At 71.7% G+C, this 26187-nt stretch carries 27 protein-coding genes and 1 pseudogene; 8 read left to right on the top strand and 20 right to left on the bottom strand.

The window, feature by feature from the left end:
• Window positions 1-176 precede the first annotated feature (176 nt).
• The 4 genes from ABZ805_RS25785 to ABZ805_RS25770 all read right to left on the bottom strand — a co-directional run bounded on the left by ABZ805_RS25785 (window position 177) and on the right by ABZ805_RS25770 (window position 4668).
• A complete protein-coding gene (locus ABZ805_RS25785) occupies window positions 177-1676 on the bottom strand; it encodes a cytochrome ubiquinol oxidase subunit I (RefSeq protein ID WP_358445336.1) in 1500 nt (499 codons plus the stop codon).
• 206 nt (window positions 1677-1882) lie between these two features.
• On the bottom strand, window positions 1883-2494 hold the full coding sequence (locus ABZ805_RS25780) for a helix-turn-helix domain-containing protein (protein WP_358445351.1): 612 nt from the start codon (window positions 2492-2494) through the stop codon (window positions 1883-1885).
• A 105-nt stretch (window positions 2495-2599) separates the two neighbouring features.
• Entirely contained in the window at window positions 2600-3805 is a 1206-nt protein-coding gene (locus ABZ805_RS25775) for a fumarylacetoacetate hydrolase family protein (protein ID WP_358445333.1), read from the bottom strand.
• Entirely contained in the window at window positions 3802-4668 is an 867-nt protein-coding gene (locus tag ABZ805_RS25770; protein ID WP_358445330.1) for a hypothetical protein, read from the bottom strand. The genes ABZ805_RS25775 and ABZ805_RS25770 overlap by 4 nt, the downstream gene beginning before the upstream one ends.
• Window positions 4669-5083: 415 nt before the next feature.
• Between ABZ805_RS25770 and ABZ805_RS25765 the strand changes: the two genes are divergently transcribed.
• The 3 genes from ABZ805_RS25765 (at window position 5084) to ABZ805_RS25755 (ending at window position 8094) form a co-directional block, all read left to right on the top strand.
• Window positions 5084-5863 (top strand): DUF2470 domain-containing protein, encoded by a 780-nt coding sequence (locus tag ABZ805_RS25765; protein WP_358445327.1) that lies wholly within the window; start codon window positions 5084-5086, stop codon window positions 5861-5863.
• A 52-nt stretch (window positions 5864-5915) separates the two neighbouring features.
• Window positions 5916-6725: a CPBP family intramembrane glutamic endopeptidase gene (locus ABZ805_RS25760; RefSeq protein WP_358445324.1), complete on the top strand. Its 810-nt coding sequence runs from the start codon at window positions 5916-5918 to the stop codon at window positions 6723-6725.
• A 187-nt stretch (window positions 6726-6912) separates the two neighbouring features.
• Window positions 6913-8094, top strand: a complete 1182-nt coding sequence (locus tag ABZ805_RS25755; RefSeq protein WP_358445322.1) for an arginine deiminase — start codon at window positions 6913-6915, stop codon at window positions 8092-8094.
• A 7-nt stretch (window positions 8095-8101) separates the two neighbouring features.
• Here ABZ805_RS25755 and ABZ805_RS25750 read toward each other — a convergent pair whose 3' ends face one another.
• The gene (locus ABZ805_RS25750) at window positions 8102-8332 is read right to left on the bottom strand and encodes a zinc finger protein (protein WP_358445319.1); all 231 of its coding nucleotides are present in this window, start codon (window positions 8330-8332) and stop codon (window positions 8102-8104) included.
• Between the two features lie 215 nt (window positions 8333-8547).
• On the opposite strand from ABZ805_RS25750, the gene ABZ805_RS25745 reads away from it, so the two are divergent.
• The 4 genes from ABZ805_RS25745 to ABZ805_RS25730 all read left to right on the top strand — a co-directional run bounded on the left by ABZ805_RS25745 (window position 8548) and on the right by ABZ805_RS25730 (window position 11065).
• Window positions 8548-9408: a helix-turn-helix transcriptional regulator gene (locus ABZ805_RS25745; protein WP_358445316.1), complete on the top strand. Its 861-nt coding sequence runs from the start codon at window positions 8548-8550 to the stop codon at window positions 9406-9408.
• A 21-nt stretch (window positions 9409-9429) separates the two neighbouring features.
• Window positions 9430-9624 (top strand): DUF397 domain-containing protein, encoded by a 195-nt coding sequence (locus ABZ805_RS25740; RefSeq protein ID WP_358445313.1) that lies wholly within the window; start codon window positions 9430-9432, stop codon window positions 9622-9624.
• Window positions 9625-9680: 56 nt separating this feature from the next.
• On the top strand, window positions 9681-10385 hold the full coding sequence (locus ABZ805_RS25735) for a hypothetical protein (protein WP_358445311.1): 705 nt from the start codon (window positions 9681-9683) through the stop codon (window positions 10383-10385).
• A gap of 119 nt (window positions 10386-10504) precedes the next feature.
• Window positions 10505-11065 carry a ferritin gene (locus tag ABZ805_RS25730; RefSeq protein ID WP_358445308.1) on the top strand — a complete coding sequence of 187 codons (561 nt, stop codon included), beginning with the start codon at window positions 10505-10507 and terminating at the stop codon, window positions 11063-11065.
• 71 nt (window positions 11066-11136) lie between these two features.
• Here ABZ805_RS25730 and ABZ805_RS25725 read toward each other — a convergent pair whose 3' ends face one another.
• From ABZ805_RS25725 to ABZ805_RS25655, 15 genes and pseudogenes are all read right to left on the bottom strand, one after another.
• Entirely contained in the window at window positions 11137-11655 is a 519-nt protein-coding gene (locus tag ABZ805_RS25725; RefSeq protein WP_358445305.1) for a hypothetical protein, read from the bottom strand.
• Window positions 11655-12152: a SigE family RNA polymerase sigma factor gene (locus ABZ805_RS25720; protein ID WP_358445303.1), complete on the bottom strand. Its 498-nt coding sequence runs from the start codon at window positions 12150-12152 to the stop codon at window positions 11655-11657. Before ABZ805_RS25720 ends, ABZ805_RS25725 begins: the two co-directional genes overlap by 1 nt.
• A 197-nt stretch (window positions 12153-12349) precedes the next feature.
• Complete coding sequence (locus ABZ805_RS25715) at window positions 12350-13300, bottom strand: DUF5926 family protein (RefSeq protein ID WP_358445300.1); 951 nt, start codon at window positions 13298-13300, stop codon at window positions 12350-12352.
• 71 nt (window positions 13301-13371) lie between these two features.
• The gene (locus ABZ805_RS25710; RefSeq protein WP_358445297.1) at window positions 13372-14190 is read right to left on the bottom strand and encodes a glycerophosphodiester phosphodiesterase family protein; all 819 of its coding nucleotides are present in this window, start codon (window positions 14188-14190) and stop codon (window positions 13372-13374) included.
• A 210-nt stretch (window positions 14191-14400) separates the two neighbouring features.
• Window positions 14401-15276: a DUF4328 domain-containing protein gene (locus ABZ805_RS25705; RefSeq protein WP_358445294.1), complete on the bottom strand. Its 876-nt coding sequence runs from the start codon at window positions 15274-15276 to the stop codon at window positions 14401-14403.
• Window positions 15277-15323: 47 nt separating this feature from the next.
• Complete coding sequence (locus ABZ805_RS25700; protein ID WP_358445348.1) at window positions 15324-15665, bottom strand: rhodanese-like domain-containing protein; 342 nt, start codon at window positions 15663-15665, stop codon at window positions 15324-15326.
• Between the two features lie 143 nt (window positions 15666-15808).
• Entirely contained in the window at window positions 15809-17377 is a 1569-nt protein-coding gene (locus ABZ805_RS25695; RefSeq protein ID WP_358445345.1) for a cation acetate symporter, read from the bottom strand.
• A gap of 68 nt (window positions 17378-17445) precedes the next feature.
• Window positions 17446-17760, bottom strand: a complete 315-nt coding sequence (locus ABZ805_RS25690) for a DUF485 domain-containing protein (RefSeq protein WP_358445342.1) — start codon at window positions 17758-17760, stop codon at window positions 17446-17448.
• Between the two features lie 571 nt (window positions 17761-18331).
• A pseudogene (locus ABZ805_RS25685) lies at window positions 18332-20089 on the bottom strand (cation acetate symporter); the annotation flags it as partial.
• A gap of 13 nt (window positions 20090-20102) precedes the next feature.
• Window positions 20103-20498 (bottom strand): hypothetical protein, encoded by a 396-nt coding sequence (locus ABZ805_RS25680; RefSeq protein WP_358445291.1) that lies wholly within the window; start codon window positions 20496-20498, stop codon window positions 20103-20105.
• 28 nt (window positions 20499-20526) lie between these two features.
• Window positions 20527-21390 carry a LytTR family DNA-binding domain-containing protein gene (locus ABZ805_RS25675; RefSeq protein ID WP_358445288.1) on the bottom strand — a complete coding sequence of 288 codons (864 nt, stop codon included), beginning with the start codon at window positions 21388-21390 and terminating at the stop codon, window positions 20527-20529.
• Between the two features lie 297 nt (window positions 21391-21687).
• The gene (locus ABZ805_RS25670) at window positions 21688-22584 is read right to left on the bottom strand and encodes a S49 family peptidase (protein WP_358445285.1); all 897 of its coding nucleotides are present in this window, start codon (window positions 22582-22584) and stop codon (window positions 21688-21690) included.
• A gap of 73 nt (window positions 22585-22657) precedes the next feature.
• A complete protein-coding gene (locus tag ABZ805_RS25665; RefSeq protein ID WP_358445339.1) occupies window positions 22658-23899 on the bottom strand; it encodes a histidine kinase in 1242 nt (413 codons plus the stop codon).
• 140 nt (window positions 23900-24039) lie between these two features.
• A complete protein-coding gene (locus ABZ805_RS25660; protein ID WP_358445282.1) occupies window positions 24040-24885 on the bottom strand; it encodes a DNA-formamidopyrimidine glycosylase family protein in 846 nt (281 codons plus the stop codon).
• 31 nt (window positions 24886-24916) lie between these two features.
• Window positions 24917-25354: a DUF1656 domain-containing protein gene (locus ABZ805_RS25655; RefSeq protein ID WP_358445279.1), complete on the bottom strand. Its 438-nt coding sequence runs from the start codon at window positions 25352-25354 to the stop codon at window positions 24917-24919.
• 258 nt (window positions 25355-25612) lie between these two features.
• On the opposite strand from ABZ805_RS25655, the gene ABZ805_RS25650 reads away from it, so the two are divergent.
• Entirely contained in the window at window positions 25613-26020 is a 408-nt protein-coding gene (locus tag ABZ805_RS25650; RefSeq protein ID WP_358445276.1) for a PPOX class F420-dependent oxidoreductase, read from the top strand.
• Window positions 26021-26187 lie beyond the last annotated feature (167 nt).

Raw genomic sequence — 26187 nt, 5'->3', positions numbered from 1 at the left:
GGTGGTGGTGTGCCTGCTGGCCTACGCGGTGCTGTCCGCGCTGCCACGAGGGAAAAAGCTGTCCTCGCGAGAAGGCCACTGAGAACCCGCCGGTGGTCCATTGACTGAGGTGGTCGCTGCTCAGCGGCTCCGCCGCTGACAAGACACGGATAAGAAGCCACACCGCCCTCCTCAGCTCAGTAGGCGAACGACAGCGTCTCGTCGTCGGATTCGTCGTCGGAGGGTTGGTGGGGCATCGTCGCGGCTACGCCGCCCTTGACGAAGCGGACGATGAGGAAGACCTCGACGCAGGCCAGCACGCCGTACACGGTGGTGAGGCCGATCAGCGAGGTCAGCATCTCCCCCGGCGTCACCCCGGAGGACACGGCCGACGCGGTGTACATCCACACCCCGTCCACGCCCGAGGGGTTCGGGTTGGGGGCGACGACGAACGGCTGCCTGCCGAGCTCGGTGAAGATCCAGCCGAACGCGTTGCCGAGGAACGGGGTGGCGATGCTCGCCACGGCCAGCGGCCCCCACCAGCGCCCCTTCGGGAAGCGGCCGCCGCGGGTGAACCAGAGGACGGCGACGGCGCCGAGCGCGGCGACCCCGCCGAACCCGATCATGAACCGGAAGCCCCAGTAGGTGGCGGGCAGGTTCGGCACGTAGTCGATGGGCTGCCCGGCGAACTGCCCGAGCCGCGGGTCGTCGGGGTAGTTCGCGCCGTAGGCGGCCTGGTACTCGGGCACCAGCGCCTGCACGCCCTTGACCTCGCTGGTGAAGTCGCCGTTGGCCAGGTACGAGAGGATGTAGGGCACGGTGAAGCTCTTGACGTCCTCGCAGTTCTGCCGTCCCACGTCGCCGTAGGCGAAGATCGAGAAGCTGGCGGGCTCCTCGGTGTGGCAGAGCGCTTCGGCCGAGGCCATCTTCATCGGCTGCTGCTCGAACATGAGCTTGCCCTGCACGTCACCGGAGATCGCGAGCCCGGCGAAGGCGACCACGCCGACCCAGGCACCGAGCCGCATCGAGGTGTGCCAGAGCTTCCGGTCCTCGTCGTCGCGCGGCGAGTCCCGGTGGTGCCGCACGATCTTGTAGGCGCCGATGCCGATGAGGAACGACCCGGCGACGGCGAAGCAGCCGAAGACGGTGTGCGGGAACGCGGCGAGCACGGTGTTGTTGGTCATCACCGCCCAGATCGAGGTCAGCCGCGGCCGCCCGTCGACGACCTCGATGCCGACCGGGTGCTGCATCCACGAGTTCGCGGCGAGGATGAAGTAGGCGGAGGCGACGGTGGCCAGCGAGAACGCCCAGGCGCAGGCGAGGTGCACGCCCTTCGACAGCCGGTCCCAGCCGAAGATCCACAGGCCGAGGAAGGTCGACTCGACGAAGAACGCGACGATGCCCTCCATCGCGAGGGGCGCGCCGAACACGTCGCCGACGAAGCGGGAGTACTCGCTCCACGCCATGCCGAACTGGAACTCCTGGACGATGCCGGTGACCACGCCCATCGCGAAGTTGATCATCATCAACTTGCCCCAGAAGCGGGTCATCTTCAGGTAGCGCTCGTTCCCGGTGCGCCACCACGCCGTCTGCATCCCCGCGACCAGCAGGGAGAGTCCGATGGTCAGCGGAACCATCAGGAAGTGGTAGACGGTCGTGATCCCGAACTGCCACCGGGCGATGTCGAGGAGTTCCACGCGGCCAGTCTGCCGGGGCTCGGCACCCGGGGCGCAGGGGCCGCCGTCCCCATCGGCCCAGGACGGAGGTCCCGGTTCCGGTCAGGACGTTCGTCCCGGATCGCCGCGGGCGGGGTGTGATCTTTTCTACCAAGCCGATCCCATGATCGGAACCCCCGTCGAGCCGAACGTCCCCCACCGGAGCGGGACCGGCCCGTTCCCCCTGCTCAGCGGAGGGCGTCGGCCACCGCGCGGGCCGATCCGGCGACGAGCGGGCCGATCTCCTCGGCGGGCAGCGGTTCCAGGGAGAGCACGCCGACGCTGGCGCGCAGCGCGGGCACGCCGAGCACGGGGGCGGCGATGCCGTAGCCGTTGCACTGCAACTCGCCGCTGCTGATCACCCACGGCGGCCCGTCGGCGGGCAGGTCCACCGCGCGGCCGGCGGCGCCGCGCTGCACGGGGTGCCGGGTGCCGATCCGGTAGGCGACGTGGTGGGTGGTCCAGGACGGTTCGGCGACGGCGACGGCCTGCGCTTCGCCGCCGTCGGCGATGGTGAGGTGCGCGGTGGCGCCCGCCTGCTCGGCGAGCTCGTGCAGCGCGGGCGTCGCGGCGAACCGCAGCTGCGGCAGCACCCGCCCGGCGACGCGCAGCACGCCGAGCCCCAGCCGCACCCGGGTGCCCTCCCGGCGCACCAGCCCGCGGTCCTGCAGCGGGCCGAGCAGCCGGTACACGGCGGCGCGGCTGACGCCGACGGTCGCGGCGAGGTCGCTGATGGTGGGGGCGGCGCCGTCGGCTTCGGCGACGGCCTGCAGCAGGTTGAGCCCGCGCTCCAGGGTCAGCGAGGTCTCCTTGGCGACCGGCCCCCGCGCCGGTGCGCGGTGGTGCGCCGCGCTCGGCGGGGCCGGATCAGGTGGTCTCGCCGGGTCGGGGGTTCGGGGCACCGGTCACCTCCAGGTCGCGGACAGGACCGTGCCCGTCACCTCGCTGAGGCCGATCACCGAACCGTCCGGTCCGGGCGCGGTGCCACCGAGTGTGACCCGATCACCGTCCTGGAGGAAGGTGCGCTGCTCCCCGTCGTCCAGCGTGATCGGTTCGGAGCCGCCCCAGGTGAGTTCGAACAGGCAGCCGCGCTCCTCCCTGGTGGGCCCGGAGACGGTGCCGGAGGCGAACAGGTCGCCGGGCCGCACGGTCGCCCCGTTCACGGTCAGGTGCGCGAGCTGCTGCGCCGGGGACCAGGCCATGTCGGCGAACCGCGGCCGGGACAGCACGATGTCGTTGCACCGCACCTCCAGCGACAGGTCCAGGCCCCACGGCTCGGTCTCGGTGAGGTAGTCGTGCAGCGCGTGGTCCGGTTCGGCCACCGGGATGCGCGCGTGCTCGAAGGCCTCCAGCGGGGTGATCCAGCCGGCGATGGACGTCGCGAAGGACTTCGCCAGGAACGGGCCGAGCGGCTGCGATTCCCACAGCTGCACGTCCCGCGCGGACCAGTCGTTGACCAGCGCCACGCCGAAGCAGTGCTCGGCGAAGTCCTCGGTCGGCACCCGGGACGCGGTCTCGCCGCCGCAGACGAAGCCGACCTCGGCCTCGAAGTCGAGCCTGCGGGTGGGCCCGAACGCCGGGTTGCGGTCGCCGGTGGTGCGCCGCTGTCCGCTGGGCCGCGGCACGTCGGTGCCGGAGACGCGGACGGTCCCGGCGCGGCCGTGGTAGGCGACGGGCAGGTGCGTCCAGTTCTCCGGCAGTTCGCTCGCGCCGTGCCGCAGGATGCGGCTCACGTTCCGCGCGTGGTGCGGCGAGGAGTAGAAGTCGACGTAGTCGGCGACGGTGAACGGCAGCACCATCGTGTGCCAGTCGGTGCGCACCAGTTCGGCCCCCGCGGGCGCGGTGCGGGCGGTGACCAGTTCGGTGAGCCGTTCCCGCAGTTCCCGCCAGCGAGCCCGCCCGGCCGCCAGCAGCGGGTCGAGCGAGCGCGCACCGGCCAGGTCCGCCAGCCGAGGGCCCAGCGAGTCCGCGATGCCGCGCAGCGGCAAGGCGTGCTTGCCGACCCGCACGGCCACCACCGGTCCGGTCGAGGTGACCAGCACCCCGTAGGGCAGCGTCTGCGGTCCGAACGGCCGGTCGGCGGCGAACTCGGGGTCCTCGATCCAGGTCACAACAGCCCCAGTCCTTCCAGGTCGGTCACCGGGTCGGTCAGCGAGCAGGCGCCGTAGGAGGCGAACACGTCGCGCACGGCGGTCGCGGCGGCGTCGGACAGCGAGCCGGCTTCGGCGGCGAGGGCGTCGCCGTCGGAGCTCTCCAGCGCGTCGCGCACGTCCTTGCCGGACAGGCAGCGGGCGGTGGCGACGAGCAGGTTGAGGAAGCCGTGCTGCATGAACCCGGTTTCCGGGTCGGCGCCGCGGACGGCGGTCTGCATGCCCGCGGTGGTCTTGAACGGCACGCTCAACGTGCTGACGGTGGCGAGGAAGTCGGCGACGACGTCGACGGGCGGCACCGATTCGGAGGTGGGGCCACCGGTGCGCAGCTTCGGCCAGCACCCGTGCTCGGCGACGCGCTTGATCCCGTCCAGCCAGCCTTCGGGGCTGCGGCGGGGTTCGACGACGCGGACGACGTCCTCGGGCACGAATTCGGAGACGCGTTCCAGCCAGACGTCGTCGACGTCGGAGGGCGCGGGCATCTCGACCATGCGCAGCGCCAGGAGTTCCTGGCGGCCTTCGATGATGGACAGCGCCTTGGGCACGCCGCCGAGCCCGGTGTCGCAGACCAGCGACAGCGGGACGGGTTCGGCGGGCTTGGCCTTGGCGAGCTCGGTGATGAGCTCGGCCAGCCGGGAGGCCTGGCACAGCATCGGGCCCAGCACGCCCGAGTACTCACCGGTCCGGGCGGCGAGGTGGGCGTTGACCGCGTGGTCGACTTGCGCGCTGCCCGGTGGGAACAGCGCTGCGTCGTCGACCAGTCGGGCGAACAGTGGCGGGATGCCGCGCGGACCGGGCGCGCGAAGCTCAACAGCGCTTGACACGGCAGACACGCTAATGCCGCGCCGTTCGGTGAACAAAGGTGGCCGAGGTACGGGCGTACGGCGGCGGTTTCCCGCCTGCATCCGGCGGATCATCACTGCTGGTGGCGGCCTTCGCGGGGCTCGTTGATCCACTCGGGTGATCTTGGGGGTATCGATCGGGGTGGCGCTGCGGCCGTTCCGGTGAGCGGATCGATCCGGCCCGCCACCGTCCCGACACCGGTCCGCTGGAACCGCGCACCCGATCTCCCCCGCCGATTTCGCGGGCGCCACCCGTCCCGGACCGCGGGAGAACACCCGGGCGGTGGTGGAAACTTCCCGCGCACAGCCCCGCGGTGCGCCGATCAGCTGGTAAGACGGACAGCGGCTTTCCCCTGCGGACCTGCTGGGTTAGGCTTACCTAAGTTGGAGGTGAGCGGTGCGCGAGAGGACGACACGTCGCCCGGCCAAGCCGACCCCGGCGGAGCGGGCCCGGACGATCGCTAGACGTGGTGGCAGGGCTGCGTTGATGCCTTCCGGGGAGAGTTCCGCCCGGATCGCACCGCTGCTGCACCACGTGCATCCGGACGGCACCGCCACGGTGCTGCTCAGCGACGACCACCCGCTGGTCGCGACCGCGTGGCAGGCGCCGCGCACCGAGATCGCGGCGGTGCTGGAAGTGGCCGACCCGACGCCGGTGCAGCTGCGCGAATCGGTGCGCGGGCTGCTGTGGCTGACCGGCCAGCTGCGCGTGCTGACCGGAACCGATGCCCGGGAGGACGTGCTGGCGGTCGCCGAGCAGCGCCCGGACAGCAGGTTGCTGGACGCGGGCCACGGCGCTTCGGTGCTCAAGCTGGAACCGGCGTCGCTGGTGCTGGCCGACGCGGAGGGCACCTGCTCGGTGCCCGCCGCCGAGTTCACCGCCGCCCGGCCCGATCCGTTCTGCATGTTGGAGGACGGCTGGCTGCGGCACCTGGAGAGCGCGCACCGGGACGTGGTGGGGATGCTCGCGCGGCACCTGCCGGACGACCTGCGCGGCGGGCACATCCGCCCGCTGGGCCTGGACCGGTTCGGGCTGCGGCTGCGGGTGGAGTCGGCGGACGGGGACCACGACGTGCGGCTGGCGTTCTCCGAACCGGTGGAGACCGCGGAGTCGCTGGGCCTGGAGCTGCGGCGGCTGGTCGGCTGCCCGTTCCTGGCGGGGCAGCGCTCGGCCTGATCCCGTTGCGGCGGCGCGGGTTCCGCCGCGCCGCGCGGGTACGGTTCCGCGGGTGAGCACCTTGCGCGAGTGGCTGAGCCCGGCCCGCCCCGAGGAACCGGCCCGGCTCACCGATCCGGCGCAGCGGCGCGCGATCGGCGTGGAGCTGGTCGTGGTGTTCGCGGTGACGCTGGGCATGTCCGGCCTGCAGAGCCTGCTGTCGCTGCTCGATGCGCTGTCCCAGCCGCAGTCGCTGGCGGACCAGGCGGTGGCGATCAACGCGCCGCAGGCGGAGGCCGGGCTGCTGGACCTGGCGCAGCAGCTGGCGAACGTGCTGCGGTTGTTCGCGTGGGGCGCGCTGGGGATCTTCCTGCTGTGGCGCGGCGGGATCGCGCTGGCGCGGATCGGCCTCGACCGGTCGCGGCCGTGGCGGGACGCGCTGGGCGGCGCGGGCCTGGCGGCGCTGATCGGGGTGCCGGGGCTGGGGTTGTACCTGACGGCGCACGCGCTGGGGCTGAGCCTCACCGTGCAGCCGTCCACTTTGGACGACGCGTGGTGGCGGGCGCCGGTGCTGGTGCTGTCGGCGTTCGGGAACTCGTTCGCCGAAGAGGCGCTGGTGGTGGCGTACCTGCTGACCCGGCTGCGCCAGCTGGGCTGGTCGGAGAACCGCTCGCTGTGGGCGTCGGCGGTGCTGCGCGGCAGCTACCACCTGTACCAGGGCTTCGGCGGGTTCGTCGGCAACGTGGTGATGGGCCTGGTGTTCGGCCGGGTGTGGCAGCGGACGAACCGGTTGTGGCCGCTGGTGCTCGGCCACGCGCTGATCGACGTGGTCGCCTTCGTCGGCTACGCGGCCCTGCGCGGGAAGGTCGGCTGGCTGCCCTGACCCGGTGCGGGACTCACGGGCCGGGCCGTTCCCGATCGCGTGATCCGTTTCGCGGGCGGCGTGCAACGAACCGGTATTCCGGGGTGGGTTTCGCGCAACGTCCGATGTTTTTGGCGGCGGAGCAGGGTTCTTTTCGAACGTGACGGCTAGGCTCGGCGGCGTGAACCCACGCGCGAGGGAACCGCACGTGCGCAGCGAGGTAGGCCCGCTGCACACCGTCCTGCTGCACCGCCCCGGCGACGAGCTCAAGCGGCTCACCCCGCGCAACAGCGATCAGCTGCTGTTCGACGCGATCCCGTGGGTGGACCGCGCGCAGGCCGAGCACGACGCGTTCGCCGAGGTGCTGCGCTCCCGCGGCATCGAGGTGGTGCTGCTGCACGAACTGCTGGTGGAGACCCTCGCGGATCCGCGGGCGCGGGCCGCCGCGGTGCACAGCGCGGTGGACGAGCGGGAGCTCGGCACCGACATCGCCGACGTGCTCCGCTCCCACTTGTCCACAGTGGACGAGAAAGCGCTGGCGGGTGCGCTGATCGCGGGCATGACCTTCGAGGAACTCCCCGCCGCGGAAGGCGATTCGCTGGTGCGCCGGATGCACCTGCCGCACGACTTCGCGCTGGCCCCGCTGCCGAACCTGCTGTTCACCCGGGATTCCTCGGTGTGGGTGGGAGACCGGGTGGCGGTGGCGGCGCTGGCGATGCCCGCGCGGCGCCGCGAATCGGCGATCACCGACCTGATCTACGCCTACCACCCGCGGTTCTCCCGCTCCGGCCGCGCGTACGGCGCGCACTCCGCACCCGTGGAGGGCGGGGACGTGCTGCTGCTGGCGCCGGGTGTGGTCGCGATCGGCGTCGGCGAGCGCACCACCCCGGCCGGCGCGGAGTCGTTCGCCCGCTCGATGTTCGCCGACGACCTGGCGCACACCGTGCTGGCGGTGCCGATCACCCAGCAGCGCGCCTCGATGCACCTGGACACGGTGTGCACGATGGTCGCCGCCGACGCGGTGGTGATGTACCCGGCGATCCAGGACTCGCTGACCGCGTACGCCTTGCGCCCGCACGAGGACGGCGTGTCCGTGTCCGGCCCAGAACCGTTCCTGGAGTCGGCGGCGCACGCGATGGGCATCGACCGGCTGCGCGTCATCGACACCGGCCTGGACCCGGTGACCGCGGAGCGCGAGCAGTGGGAGGACGGCAACAACACGCTCGCCCTGGCCCCCGGCGTCGTCGTCGCCTACGAGCGCAACGCCGAGACGAACGCGCGCCTGGAGGACGCCGGCGTCGAAGTCCTCCCGATCAGCGGCTCCGAACTCGGCTCCGGCCGCGGCGGCCCCCGCTGCATGTCCTGCCCCATCACCCGCGGGGAGCTGTGAACTCCCGCTAGGGCCGCGAGTTCCGGCGGAGGTCGAGCAGGGTTCGGGCCTGGTTCCCGCATTCGGGGCAGGTCGGGTCGAGCCAGTCCACATCGGACGGTTCGGTGAGTTCGCCCGCGGCGCCGCACAGCGCGCCGCGCCACTCCCCTTCGCGCGGCGGCCGGTCCGGGCTGAACGCGTGCCGAGCGCCGCCCATCGGCCGCCAGTAGACGACGAGTCCTGAAGCACCACCGAGCACGCCGATCACCTCTCATCGCTGCGGGAACCCACCCGGGAAGAGCGGCGGCCCCGGCTCCGGGGTCGGGGAGGTACCGGTGCCGAGGCCGCCGCCGACGGTGACTCGGAGTGGTCTATCGTCACCGTCTGACACGAAGCTAGTGATCCGCGAGCGAATTAGCTAGCGACCTCTTCGACCTGAACCTGATCGAGTGATCGACTACGAGGTGGTTCCGCATGGCACCGAACTCACCGACCGTCGCCAACTGGGAGCTGGGCCGCCGGGTCCGGGAGAAGCGCGAAGCCGAAGGGCTGCCCGGCGCGGACGGCGCGAAACGGGTCGGCATCACGCCCGCGTTCCTCTCCGAAGTGGAGAAGGGCAAGAAGAACCTCTCCCCCGACAAGATGGAAGCACTGCTCGGCGCCTACGAGTTCACCGCCGAAGAGCAGGACGAGCTGCGCGATCTCCGCGACGAAGGCAGTCGACGCGGCTGGTGGACGAGCTACAGCGCGCTGTTCAGCAGCGAATTACTCCGCCTGTTCGGACTGGAGCACGGGGCGGAGAGCGTCTGCACCTACGACAACGGCCTGGTGAACGGACTTCTTCAGACCGAGGACTACGCCCGCGCGATCATCGAGTCCGGAACGCCCAACGTCCGGCTGGCAGAAGCCGATCGCAGGGTCGAGTGCCGGATGAGGCGCCAACGGCGACTCACCGGCGACGATCCGCTGCGGCTGCGCACGATCATGACCGAAGCGTCGCTACGACAGCAGATCGGCGGTCGACTCACTTTGCGGAACCAGCTGAACCACTTGGCGAATCTCATCGAGAACCACGAGGACCACATCGAAGTGTGGATCGTTCCGTTCGAGGCGACCGGAGGTGACGCCCTCGGCGGTTCGTCCTTCCTGCTGCTGGACTTCCCGAGCGGGCAACTCCCGACGATGCTCTGGCAAGAGACCGTGACCTCGACCCGCTTGACCTCCAGTCAACTGGCGGTGCGCGAGTACAGCATCGCCGTTTCCTCTGCGGCGGAACACTCGCTGAACAGGGAAGAGTCGCTCAAGCTGATCAAGAAGACTGCGGACGAGCTTTAGCCCACTCCTATAGTGAGGTCCATGGACAGGATCGAAGCCACAACGTCGCAAGACGCGCTCTGCTGGCGGAAATCCAGCCGTAGCGCCAACAACTCACACTGCGTCGAGGTCGCCGTGGCCGAGCAGGCGGTCGCGGTGCGCGACACCAAGGACCGCACCGGCGGCACGCTCGGCTTCACCCGATCCCAGTGGACGGCGTTCCTCGCCTCCCTGTGAGCGACCGGATCGAGCGATTCGGCGTGCGCGCCGTCCCCCGCTGCCAGAGTGGAGGCATGGGATTCGGCATCGCGCATCTGGAGGAACCGGCGTACAGCGAGTTCGAGCTGCGGGTGGAGCAGGCCGAGATGGGGATCGCGAGCGGACCCGCGTTGGTGTTCCTCGTCGACGGGGAGGACCTGTTCGGGCGGACGCTGGGGCTGAAGGGCGTCGGCCGGGACCCGGACGACCTGCTGGGCAGGACGAGTCCGCTGCTGCCGCCCGAGTCGCCGCACCAACCGCCGACGACGCTGCTGTGGCGCTGCGACTGCGGCGTCGAAGGGTGCGGATTCGCCAGTGCGCGGATCGAGAACGACCGGTTCAACAACGACTACGACCACATCGTGTGGACCGATTTCACGGTGCACTGCCTCGGGGACGTCGAACCTCCGCGAGAACTGCGGTTCCGCACCAGGCAGTACGTCGCGGAAATCGTGCGATGCCATGCCGACCGCACGTGGGAGACCGATCTGCGGCGCATCGCGCGCGAAGTCGCCGCGGCGCTCGACGCCGAACCCGGAATCCTCGGGCAGTGGGACTGCGGCCTGCGGTGGGCCAAACCGCACGAACGCGCCGGCCAGGTCTACGTGCTGGTCACGGACGGTTCAGCCGAGTACTCGACGAGCCACGACGGCGCCGCGGGCGCGGCGGAGATCATCTCCCGACTGCGCGCCACCGACCCGCGCGAGAGCGCCGAGCACACCTATCCCAGACCCGGCTGAATCCACTTAGGATTGCCTTGCCGAAATAAGGCAAAGTGAACTTAACCAAGGTTCGGCGAACATTTCCAAGGGTTACCTGACGAATTGCGAGGTGTCAATTGGAGCGTATTCTTCATGCCATGCCCACCACCGCAAAGAAGATCCGTCCCCGCGAATCCCGATTCCACCAGCTGCTGCAGGACCAGGTGCGCAACGAGCTCACCGCCTCGCAGCAGTACCTCGCGGTCGCGGTGTGGTTCGACAACGAAGACCTGCCCCGGCTGGCCGCGCACTTCTACCGCCAGTCGATCGAAGAGCGCAACCACGCCATGATGATCGTGCAGTACCTGATGGACAACGACATCAAGGTCGCCATCCCGTCCATCGAAGAGGTCCGCAACGACTTCACCGAGACCCGCGAACTCGTCGCCCTCGCCCTGGAGCAGGAGCGGGAGGTCACCCAGGAGATCGTGACGCTGGCCAAGGCCGCCCGCGAGGAGGACGACTACCTCGGCGAGCAGTTCCTCCAGTGGTTCCTCAAGGAACAGGTCGAAGAGGTCTCGCAGATGTCCACGCTGCTGGCCGTCGTCGACCGCTCCGGCGGCAACCTGTTCGACGTGGAGAACTTCCTCGCCCGCGAAAGCGTCGGCGACGAGGGCTCCGACCCCACCGCGCCGCCCGCCGCGGGCGGAGCGCTCTGAGCCGACCGCACCCACCACGCGGCCGACGGCCCCGGAGCTCACCCGAGCCCCGGGGCCGTCGCGCGTTCCGGTCAGCCCGGGTCGGACGACGGTTCGGTCGACGGCTCCGTCGGCTCCGACGACGTCGGGTCCGGCTCCGACGGTTCGGACGGCTCCGACGACGTGGGCTCCGGTTCGGAGGTGGCCTCCCGCAGGATCGACAACCGCTCCTCCTCGGCGTCCTCCGCCGGATCGCCCCGCTCGGGCGGCGACCAGCGCGGCACCCAGCCCCCGCCCGGCGCCGGATCCGCGGGCACCGGCGGCGACGTCGGCAACGGCAGCGGCGTCTCCACCGGCGACGGCACCGACGACCCCACCACCGGCGGGACCGCGGGCGGCAGCTGCGCCGGATCGGGCCGCGCCACCAGCACCGCGCCACCGCCGACCAGCACCGTCATCGCCAGCACGCCGCCCACCGCGGCCATCGTCGTCTGCCGCTTGCGCCGCCGCCGCGCGCCCGCCACCAGGGACCACTCGGCGCCGGTGCGGACCGGCACCTCCAGCCGGTCGTCCGCGAACATCCGGCGCAGCTCGTCGTCGAGGTCGCCCATCACACCCCACCGCCCTCGAACACCGGGCCCAGCCTGCGGCGCAACGAGGTCAGCGCCTTGCTGGCCTGGCTCTTCACCGTGCCCGCGCTGACGCCGAGGGTCTCGGCGATCTCCGCCTCCGACAGGCCCTCGTAGTAGCGCAGCACCACCACGGCGCGCTGCCGCGGCGGCAACCCGCGCAGCGCCTGCCACAGCGGCTCGTTCTCCAACCGGTCCGGCGACTCCACCGCGGGCACGTCCGGGAACTCCGCCAGCAACGTCTCCCGGCGAGTCCGCCGCCACCGGCTCACGTGCGCGTTCGCCATCGCCTTGCGCACGTACGCGCGCGGCTCCTCGCACTGCTGCCGGATCTTCGCCCAGCGGGCGCCGACCTTCTCCAGCACCGTCTGCACCAGGTCGGCCGCATCGTGCGGATTCCCCGTCAGCGCGTGGCCGTAGCGCATCAACCCCGGCAGGGCGACGCGCACGAACTCCGCGAAATCGTCCTCCGTCGCCATATCCCCTTGCAGTGCTGCCGGGCGCGACCAACCCACCGCCGCCTCCGACGAGGCGCGCACGGCAGGCATGTGAGCGGTCACGCCGCCTCCCCTCCCCGGGCTTTCGCTGCGGAGAGGACACGCGAGGCCGGGGCGCGCGGTTGCCGGAACCGCCCGTCTTCACTCGAACGGGCTAGCGCGCGCCCGGCCGGATCGCGTCAGCGCAAGGTGACCTGGCGGCCGCGCAGGCCGTCGCGGGACCGGCGCTCGGTCGCGTCCAGCGGCGTGTCCGCCAGCGACTCCAAGGCCTCCGCCAACCGGCGGCCCAGCGCCGCGGCCGGCTCGTTCCACTCCCGCGGGTGCTTGTCGCGGTCCAGGTCCCACACCGGCACCAGCACGCCGTGCGCGCGGAACGAACCCGCGAACCGGCTGTCCTCGTCCAGCGCCAGCTCACCGCGCGCGGACAGGCGGGCCAGCGCGGCCAGCAGCTGCTCCTCCGGCTCCGGGCGCACCCAGCGCAGGTGCGCCTTCTCGCCCGGATCCACCCAGTACGCCGAGCGGGCGCCCTCCGCGGTCAACCGCTCCGTCGGCATGATCGCCGCGTTCGCCCGCTCCAGGGACAGCGCGACCTCGCCGGTCGCCTCGGTGCCCTCCGGCAGCCACCACGAGAAGTCCTCGTGCAGCTGCACGTCCAGCTCCGCGGCCGGGTCGAGCAGGTCCTGCAGCCGCGTCGGCACCTCCGCCTGCGCCGGCTCCGGACCCACCACCGGCAGCGACTGACCCGGCTCCGCCTGCAGCACCCACTCGATCGCGCGAGCCACGTCCCGGCTCAGATCACCCGAACGGGTCTGCACCTGGAGGCCGATGAACGCCCGGCCGTCCGTGCGCCGGACCGCGGCGGCCGCCATCGGCAGCACCGACGCGACCGTCACCTCCTCGCCGGAGCGCAACGGCAGCTTCGCCGTCGCCGAAGGCACGAACTCGCGCAGCGCGACCAGATCGCCCTCCGCGGCGAGCCCCTCGAAAGGCCTGGTCACGATCACATCGGTGGCGCCGCCCGCCTTGCCGTGGCACGCCTTGTAGCGCTTCCCCGACCCGCACGGGCACGGCTGCCTCGGGCCGACGGCGCCCTCAGCTCGCTGGGACGGGGTGGCCGTACGCTTCGACACTCGAAGCCTCCTCGCAGCTGTGACAAGACCCACCGACGCTATCGAGCCCCCGCCGCGACCGGCGTCCCGGGTCAGCCGCCCGACAACCGAAGCCGGGTCGCACCCGGCCGGTTCGTCGCCACGAACCGCACCCCCGCGCGGCGGCACAGCTCCACGTCCGCCGGATCGTCCACCGTCCAGCAGTAGGTGGCCCGGCCGCGATCCGCCCACCGGCCCGCCAGCTCCGGGTCCCGGCGCAGCAACCGGATGCTCGGGCCCGCCAGATCCGCCCAGCGCGGCAGCTCCCCCGCCCGCGCCGCGCGCGACGCCCGGTCGAACAGCAGCACCGTCGGCACCCTCGGCGCATCCGCGCGGAAACGGCGCACCGCCGCCGACGAGAACGACATCATCACCACCGGCGACTCGTCCTTGTACGCCGGAGCCGACACGCCGTGCCGGGCCAGCGCCGCCGTCAACTTCGCCTCCACCAGGCCCGCGTAGCGCACCGGGTGCTTCGTCTCCGCGAACAACCGGACCCGGCGGCGCTGCGCGCGCACCAGGCCCAGCAGGTCGTCGAACGTCAGGATGCGGCGTTGCGAAGCACCGACGGCCGCGCTCGCCTGCGGCTCGAACACCAGCTCGTCCGCCGATTCCGGGAGCTCGTGGTGCCAGTGCGCGAAGTCGAAGCGGGACAGCGCGGGCAGCGTCAGCTCGCTCACCACGCCGCGGCCGGAGGACGTGCGGTCGACGCGGCGGTCGTGCACGCACACCAGGTGCCCGTCCCTGGTGACCCGCACGTCGCACTCCAGCGCATCGGCCCCCTGGTCCAGCGCCACCTGGTAGGCGGCGAGGGTGTGCTCGGCGCGTTCCGCCGACGCACCGCGGTGCGCGACGACCTGCGGGGAACCCATGCCGGGCATTATCCCGACCGCTGCACGCCCGAGCCCGCCACACCGGAGACCCGCCAGGTGAACGGGCCACTCACGCCGTGCGGCTGGGCGAATGGGCCACTCACCTCGGAGCTCCACCCAGGTGAACGGGCCACCCGCCCAGTGCGGCTGGGCGAATGGGCCACTCACCTCGTGCGGTTCGGGGGAGTGGGCCGTTCGCCTGCTGCCAGGTCAGCGGGGGGCGTCCGCGGGGCGAGCCGCGCGCGGGGGTTTCGGGGCGCCGCGCACGCCCACGACGCGAGGGCGCACCAGCAGCGTCGGGTCCAGCGGCACCAGCAGGCTCGTCACGTACGTGATCACCCGCATCGCCAGCACCGCGCACGCGCCCGCCGCCACGTCGGCCCAGAAGTGCAGCACCACGCCGTCCGCCATCGCCTGCACCCCGCCGCGGAAGCTCCACAGCAGCGCGGCCCAGCCCAGCAGCAGGCTCACCGCCCACGACAGCCACCAGCGGGACACCAGCCGCGACGGCCGGGGACGCTCCCCCGGCTCGCGCGCACCGGCCGCCACCAGCACGCCGTGCTCCAGCTCCGCCAGCGCCGTGCCCGGCGCCACCAGGTTCCAGCCCGGCACCAGGACGCCGGCCACCACCTGCCACTCCGGGCGGCGCGGCACCACCTCCAGGTCCCGCGCCGACACGCGCCGCGCCCACACCAGCCACAGCACCGCGAACACCCCGCTGGTCGCCCCGAGCAGCCAGCTCAGCACGCCCGAGGTCACCACCAGCGTGTCCGACAGGTCCAGCGCCACCTTCGACAACGCCGAACCCCGGCTCATCAGCAGCAGGCCGTACCGCCACGCCTCGGCCACCGCGGCCACGCCGGACACCGCCGCCATCAGCCACAACGCCGACCACGACATCGCCGACAACCACGTCACCCGCTGCACCGGATCGACCTGCCGCTGGGTCGGCAGCGCCAACGGCCACCGCCAGCCCAGCAGCGGAAAACCCCAGCGCGGGACGCCCGGGTACGACGGAGGACCCGAATAGCGGGCCTGCGGGCGCGCGCGGCGCCGCGGCCGCAACCCGCCCGGTGGAGTGGCCACCCACTCCACCCGCAGGCCCGACCGGGCGGGGCGATCCGGTGGCGTCGTCACAGCACCATCGGTTCGGCGCCGGGCTCGTCCGACACCACCGGTCGGCCGGTCGCCGCCCAGCCGTTCATGCCGCGCTCCACGTTCACCGCGTCCCAGCCGTTCGCGTTCAGGTAGGCCGTGACCCGCGCGGACCGGCCGCCGGAACGGCACACCACGTAGACCTGGTCGGCCTCGGGGAGCTCGTCGAGCCGCTGCGGGACCTCGTTCATCGGGATGTGCAGCGCGCCGGGCGCGTGGCCCGCGGCCCACTCGTCGTTCTCCCGCACGTCCAGCAGCACCGACTTCGCGTCCGGCAGCTCGGCGGGCAGGTCCTCGGGCGGCACACCGGGTACTTGCATCGGGGTAGTCACGACCCCGATGCTGCCACGCGCCCCGTGGGCCCGTCGTGAGGTGTCGCGGCGCGGACGGACCGTCCGTTCGATCTCATCGGACGAACGGTCCGCTCACTCCGTGACGCGGAGCCCGGCGGGTGCTCCGGCGATCAGTGCTGCGGCGTGGACTTCTCGGCGCCCGCCCCGGTGAGCGAGCGGACCTCCATCTCCGCGTACTTCGCCGCGTTGTGCGGCTCCTTGCTGACCACGGTGCCGAGGTAGCCGAGCAGGAACGACACCGGGATCGAGATCACCCCGGGGTTCTTCAGCGGGAACCACGCGAAGTCCAGCGCGGGGAACATCGCCTCCTCGTTGCCGCTCACCGCGGGCGAGAACACGATCAGCGCGATGGTCACGGCGAGCCCGCCGTAGATGCTCCACAGCGCCCCGGTGGTGTTGAACCGCTTCCAGAACAGCGAGTACAGCAGGGTCGGCAGGTTCGCCGAGGCCGCGACCGCGAACGCCAGCGCCACCAGGAACGCCACGTTCTGCCCGTTCGCCGCGATGCCGCCGAGGATGGACACGATGCCGATCACCACCGCGGTGATCCGCGCGACCTTGACCTCCTGGTTCTTGTCGTCGACCTTCCCCTTCTTGATCACGTTCGCGTAGATGTCGTGCGCGAACGACGCGGAAGCGGTGATCGTGAGACCGGCGACGACGGCGAGGATCGTGGCGAACGCGACCGCCGAGATGAACCCGAGCAGCAGCGGCCCGCCCAGCTGCAGCGCCAGCAGCGGTGCCGCCGAGTTCACCCCGCCCGGCGCGTCCTTGATCGCCTCGGGCCCGACCATGGCACCGGCGCCGTACCCGAGCACCAGCGTGAACAGGTAGAACATCCCGATCAGCCAGATCGCCCACACCACGGAGCGGCGCGCTTCCTTCGCGGTCGGCACCGTGTAGAAGCGCATCAGCACGTGCGGCAGCCCGGCGGTGCCGAGCACCAGCGCGATGCCCAGCGAGACGAAGTCGAGCCTGCTGGTGCCGCTGGCCCCGTACTGCGCGCCCGGGTTGAGCAGCTCTTCGCCGCCCGTCCCGGCCCGCTCCACGGCGGCGCCGAGCAGCCCGGACAGGTTGAAGCCGTAGTGGCCGAGCACCCAGAGCGTCATCACGAACGCGCCGGCGATGAGCAGCGCGGCCTTGATGATCTGCACCCATGTGGTGCCCTTCATGCCGCCGACCAGCACGTACAGGATCATCAGCGCGCCGACGACGGCGATCACGATGGCCTGCTGGGCCTTGCTCTCGATGCCGAGCAGCAGCGCGATGAGCCCACCGGCACCGGCCATCTGGGCGAGCAGGTAGAAGAACGACACCGCCAGCGTGGACAGCGAGGCGGCCGTGCGCACCGGGCGTTCCCGCATCCGGAAGCTGAGCACGTCGGCCATCGTGTAGCGGCCGGTGTTCCGCAGCAGCTCCGCGACCAGCAGCAGCGCCACCAGCCAGGCGACGAGGAAACCGATCGAGTAGAGGAACCCGTCGTAGCCGTACACGGCGATGGCCCCGGCGATGCCGAGGAACGACGCCGCGGACAGGTAGTCGCCGGAGATCGCGATGCCGTTCTGCGGCCCGCTGAACGCCCGGCCCGCCGCGTAGTAGTCCGACGCGGTGCGCGTGTTCCGGCTCGCGCGGAACACGATGACCAGGGTGACCAGCACGAACAGCCCGAAGATGCCGATGTTGAGCCACCGGTTGGACGCGGTGTCGGTCTGCTGCGCGAGGAACGGATGGGCGGCCTGGAGTGTGGTCACCGCTGCTCTCCTTCGACGCGTTCGCGGATCTGCTCGGCGACCGGGTCCAGGTTCTTGTTGGCGTACCGGACGTAGAGCGTCGTGATGAGGAAGGTGGAGACGAACTGCAGCAGGCCGAGCACGAGGCCCACGTTGATGTTGCCGACGAGCTTGATGCTCATGAACCCGTGCGCGTAGTCGGCGAGCAGGACGTAGATCAGGTACCAGACGAGGAAGATCGCCGATACCGGGAAGACGAACTTGCGCAGCCGGAGCCGCAGCGTGGCGAATTCGGGGCTGCTCTGCGCGGCCGCCCACGTCTCGGCGTCGATGACGGGGCCGGGGGTGGCGCTGGGGTCATGGGCGCTGGAGTCATCGGCGCTGGGGTCATGGCCCGGACCGGGCTCACGACCGGAGTCGCTGCCGGGGCTGGGGTCGCTCTGGCCCGTGGAACTCACGGTTGTCCTCCTGGGTAGGAGAGGTCGCACCCGCCGGCGACGTGTGACCTCTATCTCCTGTCGACGCGCGAACGCTACGTAGTTCGTCCGAATCTGGATAGACCCCGAACGTGGATTGATATCAATCCGCTGGGTGACCGGTGCGTCGACAAACCCGCGATCATGACACGCGGCGTGACTCCTGTCACGCCTTCAACCCGTTCGGCCCAATACGAGACTCAGCAGGTCAGCGAGTCGCCCGCCCGGCCGTCCGGACGAACCGGGCACGTCGCCCCGGCGCAGCGGGCGCGGCCGGTGATCGCAGCCGGTGAGCACCGCGCGACCCGCTCCGGACGGACGTCCGCACTGATCACGGAGCCGGGGTCGCCACGCCCCCTGGCCCCGGCCGCGCCACGGACCCGGGACTGCTGGGCCGAACGGGCTAACGGCGGTGCCTGCCACCGGAATCCTTGGCCGGCGCGGGCTTGCGCACCCGCCGATCGTCCTGGAAACCCAGCCGATCCGGCGCGTGCATCCGCAACATCACCCGGGACACGCCCTCCGGAACCCGCTGCCTGGTGCCCGCGCTGACCAACACCATCACCAGGAACGCCACCGGAACGCTCACCAGCGCGGGCTGCTGCACCAGCTCGGCGAGCAGCCCCTCGCCGCCCGGCCGCACCGCGCCCACCGCCAGCGCCAGCAGCACCAGCGCGCCGCCCGCCACCAGACCGGCCGCCGCGCCGAACGCGGTCAGCCCGCGCCACCACACCCCCAGCACCAGCAGCGGGCAGAACGTCGACGCCGCCATCGCGAACGCCAGCCCGATGCTGCGCGCCAGGTCCTGCTCCGCCACCACCAGCGCCACGCCCATCGGCACCACGGCCGACACCACCAGCAGCAGCGGCATGTGCCAGCCCTTCACCCGCTGGAAGTTCGACGACACCACCCCGGACAGGCTCACCACCAGCCCCGAGGACGTCGACACGAACGCCGCGAACGCGCCCGCCGCCGTCAACGCCGTGAGGACCCCGCCCAGCGGGTTGTGCAGCATCTCGTTCGGCAGCAGCAGCACCGCGGCATCCGTCCGGCCGGTGACCAGCAGCCGCGGCACGAACAGCCGGGACAGCAGCCCCAGCACCGTCGGGAACAGGTAGAAGGTGCCGAGCAGGACCAGCACGAACAGCGCCGTGCGCCGCGCCCCGTGCCCGCTCGGGTTCGTGTAGAAGCGCACCAGCACGTGCGGCAGGCCCATCGTGCCCAGGAACGTCGCCACCAGCAGCGAGTACGTGCCCACCAGCGAGGCGGGGTCGCCGCCGGACGGGTGCAGCCACGACCCGTTGTCCGGTTCCGCCTCGGACACCACCGGCACCGCGGCGCCCGGCTCGAAGATCAGCGTGCTGCCCGCGTCGACCTCGTACTCCCCCGGCTCGACCCAGGTGTTCGCCTGCCCGTTCGGCTGCAGCGGGCCGCCCGGGGACTCCCGCGGCGACTCCACCAGCACCCAGGTCGGTTCCACGACCCGCACGGTCACCGGCGTCTCCACCGACACCTCGGTCCGCGCGTCGAACACCGGCCCCGGCTCGTCCAGCCGCTCCGCCGAACCGCCCAGCAGGAACACCCCGAACAGCACGAACGCGGGTGCGGTGATCGCGAACAGCTTCAGCCAGTACTGGAACGCCTGCACCAGGGTCACCGCGCGCATCCCGCCGCTGAACACGCTCGCCAGCACCACCGGCAGCAGCGCCGCCGCCCCCACCCAGGCGGGCAGCTCGGTGAGCACCGCGAACGTCAGGCCCGCGGCCTGGAACTGCGGCACCAGGTACAGCCAGCCGATCAGCACCACGAAACCCGTGGTCAACCAGCGCAGCCACGGCGAATCCAGCCGCACCACCGCGAAGTCCGGCACCGTGTACGCCCCGGACCGGCGCAGCGGCGCCGCCACGAACAACATCACCGCCAGGTAGCCGGAGGCGAACCCGATCGGGTACCAGAGCGCCTGCGACCCGTCCTTGAGCACCAGCCCGGCCACGCCGAGGAACGACGCCGCGGACAGGTACTCCCCGGAGATCGCGGCCGCGTTGCGCTCCTCGCGCACCAGGCGCCGCGCGCGGTGCAGGTCCGATGTGGTCCGGGCGTGGCTCGACCCCCACACGCCGATCGCGAAGGTCGCCGCCACCACGACGGCGATCCCGCCCAACGCCCAGAACACGGTCTCCGGCACCGCCGAGCCCCCGCTACCGCTCGATCATGTGCAGGAAATCGCGCTCGTGCCGAGCCGCGGCCCGCGAGTACCAGAAACCGAGCAGCACCATGAACGGGTAGGGCAGCACCCCGAGGACCAGCCAGGGTAACCGGATTCCGGCGATCACCATGTCTCCCAGCGACGGCAGCACGTAGAACAGCAGCGGCAGGCCGAACAACCCGGCCACGAGCAGACCCGTCATCAGCAGTGCGCTCCGCAGCTGGGCGCGCACCAGGTAACTGACCAGCACTTCGCCGACGCTGGTCTGCTCCTCCAGCTCCATGATCGTACGGGCTACGGGCGTGCTGCGGCGACGATCGGACAGGACGACGCGCTGCCTGCGGGGGCGGCGGCCACCGGGGGCGGCGGCCGGTTGTTCCGGCGTCATGCCCGGCCGGCCGGACGGTAGGGAGCGCTCATCCCTGCGACCCCCAGCCCTGCCGCGGCGCTCGCACCAGCCGGTCCTTGAGCTCCCGGGTGTGCCGCCTGCTGACCGGTAGCTCCTTCGGTTCGCCGCCGCCGAGCAGCACCGAATAGCCGGACGAGGACATCCGCAGCTCGGTGACCAGCGTCATCGACACCAGGTACGAGCGGTGGATCCGGATGAAGTTGGCGTCCGCCCAGCGCTCCTCCAGCTGAGCCAGCGGTATCCGCACCAGGTGCGAGCCGCCGTCGGTGGTGTGCAGCCGCGCGTAGTCGCCCTGCGCCTCCACCCAGCGGACCGTCTTGCGGGAGACCATCTTCGTCGTTCCGGCGAGTTCCACCGGGATCACCTCGTCCTCGTCGGCCGCGGCGGGGAGTTCCGCGGCCGTGGCGTCCGCCCGGCCACCGGCGACGCGTTCGGCCTTGCTGCGCTCGATGTTGCGCAGCGCGCGGTCCACCCGGTCCGCATCGGCGGGTTTCATGATGTAGTCCAGCGCGCCCACCTCGAAGGCCTCCAGCGCGTTCTCCTCGTGGCCGGTGATGAACACCAGCGAGGGCGGCTGCTTGAAGGCGTTGAGCACCCTGGCGAGCTCCATGCCGCTGAGCCCGGGCATCGACACGTCGGCGAACACCGCGTCCACCACCGAGTCCTCGCCGTCCCGGGACCGCAGCTGGTCGTCGCTGCGCAGCAACCGCAGCGCCTCGGCGGCGTCGAACGCGGTGAGCACCCGGCCCACCCGCGGGTTGTTGCCGAGCAGGAACTTCATCTCGTCCAGCCCGGCCATCTCGTCGTCCACCGCCAGCACCACCAATCCCGTGGTGCCGGGTTGAGCGCTCGTGTCCGGTTGAATACTCACAGTAACGCCAATCCTGCCGCGCCGGGTGGCGCAATGTCCACGATCAGGTTTCTCGGCTCGGTGCGCCACGACGGCGTCGTCGCGGTGCCCGGCTCGCACGTGCGGCGTCGCCGAGGGATGCCGTGGCAGCCGCTGCGTCGATCATCGTGGCATCACTCGGCCGAGCGACACAGGCCACGCCGTGAGCCACGGCTGAGTGAGGTGTGTCACGCCGCCGAAACAACGTACGGTGCGCACCCGGGCAGGACTGCGGCGGGGTCGGCGAAGCGCGGCGGCTCGCCGCGCTCCGCCGGGCGGTCACAACCCGAACCGCGACCACTGGGCGCGCTGCTCCAGCGCCTCCACCAGCGAGGACGCCGACGTGCCGAGGCCCAGCCGGGCACCGGGTCCGCCACCGCTGAGCCGGGCCAGCAGCGGCTTGCGCGGTTCGACGTCCACGATGTGCGCCTTCGGGAACCGCTCGGCGACGACGCCGCGCAGCGTGCCCAGGCCGTCGACCAGCCCGAGCTCCTTCGCCTTCGCCCCGGTCCACACCTCGCCGGTGAACACGTCGGCCTCGGCGATCTTGCTCCCGCGGCGCTCCCGCACCCAGTCGGTGAACTGCTCGTGCAGCTCGGTCTGCAACCCGTGCAGCCAGCGCACGTCCTCGTCCTTCTCCGGGCTGAACGGGTCGAGCCGCACCTTGTTGGCGCCCGCGGTGTAGAGCCTGCGCTGCACGCCGATGCGCTCCAGCAGCCCGTCGAGGCCGAAGCTCGCGCTCACCACGCCGATGGAGCCGACCATCGAGGTGCGGTGCGCGTAGATCTCGTCGGCGGCGCACGCCAGCCAGTACCCGCCGGAGGCCGCCACGTCCTCGCAGAACGCCAGCACCGGCACCTTCTTCTCCGCCGACAGCTGGCGGATCCGGTCGGCGACCAGCGCCGACTGGGTCGGCGCCCCGCCCGGCGAGTTGATCGACAGCACCACCGCGGACAGCCGGTCGTGACCGAACGCCCTGCTCAGCGCGGACTCGGTGGTCTGCAGCGAGATGGTGCCGCGGTTCATCGGGCTCGGCGTGGGCGTGATCGTGCCGTGCAACTTGACCACCGCCACCACCGGTCCGCGTTCGGCCCGCTCGGCCAGCTTCGGCGGCAGCTTCGAGGCGAGCTTGCCGGTCAGGACGTCGGTGAACTTCTGCGGTGCGTTGTCGTTCATGCCCCGACGTTACCGGCTCCGCGGCCGCCGGAACCGGTGTTCGCACCGCAGGTGAGGGCCCGGCCGGTGCGGGTCAGCGGCTGGGTTGCGGGGTGGCGCCGGGCGGTGCCGGTTCGTCGAAGGCCGCCACCGGGAGCGGGAGCACGCCGGGCGCGAACTTCGGCACCCGCATGATCACCTTCATGCCCGCGTCCTCCGCGGTCTCCACCACCAGGCCGTAGTCGTCGCCGAACGTCGCCCGCATCCGGTTGTTGATGTTGCCGAGGCCCACGTGCGCGCCGGTGAGGTGCGCGTTCGCCAGTTCCGCGTCCAGCCGGTTCGGATCCATCCCGATGCCGTCGTCGTCCACGCTGATCAGCGCCTCGGAACCGCGGTCCTCGGCGATCACCGACACCGTGCCGCCGCCCGGCTTCGTCGCCAGCCCGTGCCGCACCGCGTTCTCCACCAGCGGTTGCAGCGCCAGGAACGGCACCACCACCGGCAGCACCTCCGGCGCGATCTTGAGCTGCACCTTCAGCCGGTCCGGGCCGAATCGGGCGCGCTCCAGGATCAGGTAGCGGTCGATGTTGCGGATCTCGTCGGCCAGGGTCGTGTAGAGGCCGGTGGAGCGGAACGAGTAGCGGGTGAAGTCGGCGAACTCCATCAGCAGGTCGCGCGCCTGCTCCGGGTCGTTGCGGATCTGCGAGGAGATGGTGTTGAGCGCGTTGTAGATGAAGTGCGGCGAGATCTGCGCCCGCAGCGCCCGCACCTCCGCGTGCGCCAGCTTCTCCTTCGACTCCTGCAGCTCGGCGAGCTCCAGGTGGGTGGAGACGTGGTGCGCCACCTCGCTGGCCGCGCGCAGCAGCCGCTTCCGATCCCCGCCGCTGATGATCACCAGCGCGCCGCGGATCTCCCCGGACACCTCCAGCGGCACCACCACCCCGTACCGCATCAGGCAGGGCCGCTGGTCGCACAGCAGGTCGGTGTGGTCGATGTACTCGCGCTTGCCGTCGCGCAGCGTGACCTCGATCTTGCCGCGGAGGTCCGCGTAGTGGTGGTTCGCGTCGCCGTCCCAGCTCAGCAGCGTCGCGTCCGCGTCCACCACGCCCACCGCCACGCAGGCCAGCAGTTCGCGCAGGTGGGGGGCGGTCTTGTCCGCCGACTCCTGGGTCATGCCCGCGCGCAGGAACGGCGCGGCACCCGTCACGTGGTGCAGCGCCGTCAGCATCGCGTCCTCCACCGAGGTGCTCACCCGGCGCGAACGGCACAGCAGCACGAACATCCCGAGCACGGCTAGGGCGGCGAGCGCGGTCAGCACGGTCCGCTCGGTCAACATCTCCGGCACGCCCACCAGTATTCGTCCCCGGCACTCGGGGAATCAAGAACGCTACGCCGGGTAGCCGGTTCCGGTCGGTGAACGGTGCTCACCGGCTCCGTTCGGACCTGTCGGCTGCGCCGGACGAACCCGACCGGCGGTCATTTCAGCAGCCGCGACATCCGCCGGTCCGCCAGCCGCTTGCCGCCGGTCTGACAAGTCGGGCAGTACTGCAGCGAGCGGTCCGCGAACGACACCTCCCGCACCAGGTCACCGCACACCGGGCAGGGCAGTCCGGTGCGCCCGTGCACCCGCAGCCCGGAGCGCTTCTCCGCCTTCAGCCGCGGCGCGTCCCGGGAGCGGTCGACGGCGTCCTCGAGCACCTCCCGGAGCGCGGCGTGCAACCGCCGCACCCCGTCCTCGCCCAGCTTCCCGGCGGTGGCGAACGGGGACAGCTTCGCGCGGTGCAGCACCTCGTCCGAGTAGGCGTTGCCGACCCCGGCCAGCCGCGACTGGTCGGTGAGCACCGTCTTCACCCGCTCCGAGCGCCCGGCGAGCACCGCGGCGAACTCCTCCTCGGTGATCCCGAGGGCGTCCGAACCGAGCCGCGCGATGCCGGGCACCTCCGCCGGGTCGCGCACGATCCACGCGGCGAGCCGCTTCTGCGTGCCCGCCTCGGTGAGGTCGAAGCCCGGGCCGCCCAGGTGCACCCGCAGCGCGATCGGCCCGCGGCCCGGCTTGGGCGGGGCGGGCGGGAGCGCGTCGGACCAGCGCAGCCAGCCGGCCCGCGCCAGGTGCACCACCAGGTGCAGGCCGTCGCAGTCCAGGTCCAGGTACTTGCCGTGCCGGTCCGCGCCGGTCACGGTCCGGCCGGCCAGCGCGGTGTGCGGCGGGTCGGCGGTCTTGAGCACGCTCATCGAGGCCACGTCGACCCGGGTGACGGCGCGACCGGCGGCGACGTCCCGCAGGTGCCGCGCCAGCGCTTCGACTTCCGGCAGCTCGGGCACCCCACCAGTCTGCCAAGATCCGCGGCCCGGCTCACTCGGTCGGCTGGAGGGAACCGTTCATGTCGGGTTCGGCGTAGAGCTCGATCTGGCGGGCGATCTTCGCCGTCTCCTGGCGGGTGTTGAAGAAGCCGCGCTGCACGCCGACCCAGCGCTCCGGCTGGTGCTCGTCCTCGTCGCCCGGGGTCTCCGCGATGATCGTCCACGGGCGGTGCATCAGCCAGCGGACCGGGAAGAACAGCACCGCCGCGACGAGCAGGAGGATCACCCAGATCGGGACGTAGACGCCTTCGGGGGTCCACAGGATGAAGGTCAGGATCAGCACCGCGAGCACGCCGAACATGAGGATCGCCGGTCCGGCGCCACCGTTGACGTCGTGCTCGAAGTCGTCACCCGCGATCGGGTTCGACCACTCCAGGCTGGAACGCACGTTCCACAGCCTGCCGTCGGATCCCCGCACCACCCGGTTCATCGTCGCCTCCTCGCCCGGCGCCGGGCGTTCTCGGATCGTTCGTCCCAGCCGTGCCCCCGGTTCCGGCGGCAGCGCACCATCACCGAGCGTGCCGATACCGTATCGCGTGCGTCATCGGCCTTGAGGGTGAAACCCGGGGGCACCCGGATCATTGTCGATCACGGACGGCGGCGGGACCAGCCCCGGCCGGTTCGCCGACCGCGGAACCCGCGGTACCGGGGCTACGGTGGGTGCGGCCGCGACGACCGGGAGGACGACATGGATCTCGACCGGGCACGTTCCTTCCTGCGCGAGCACCACCGCGCCGTGCTGGGCACGCTGCGCGCCGACGGCACCCCGCAGCTGGTCCCGGTGCTGGTCGCCGTCGACGACGCGGGGCGCGCGCTCATCAGCACCCGGGACGGCAGCGCGAAGGTGCGCAACCTGCGGCGGGACCCGCGGGCGTGGGTGTGCGTGCTGCCGGACGAGTTCTTCGGCGAGTGGGTCCGGGTCGACGGCTCGGTGGAGGTCGTCGAGCAGCCCGCGGCGCTGCCGCTGCTGGAGGACTACTACCGCCGGGTCGCCGGGGAGCACGAGGACTGGGCGGCGTACCGGCGCGCGATGGTCGAGGAGCACCGCGTGCTGCTGCGGGTCGAGCTCGAACGGGCCGGCCCGAGCGGTGGGTGACCCCCCGGAAACGGGCCGCGAACGATGGGTTATAGTGTTCTCAACAGCGCTTCGAGGGGCGCGAAGATCACTCCGGTGATCGAGTCCTCCGAGATCGTTGATGCGGATGTAGCGCAGCTGGTAGCGCATCACCTTGCCAAGGTGAGGGTCGCGGGTTCGAGTCCCGT

Source organism: Saccharopolyspora sp. NPDC047091 (genome assembly GCF_040643635.1).
Taxonomy (GTDB): Bacteria; Actinomycetota; Actinomycetes; order Mycobacteriales; family Pseudonocardiaceae; genus Saccharopolyspora_C.
The sequence above is the reverse complement of the archived record's forward strand: the minus strand, read 5'-3'. Positions and strand labels throughout refer to the sequence as shown.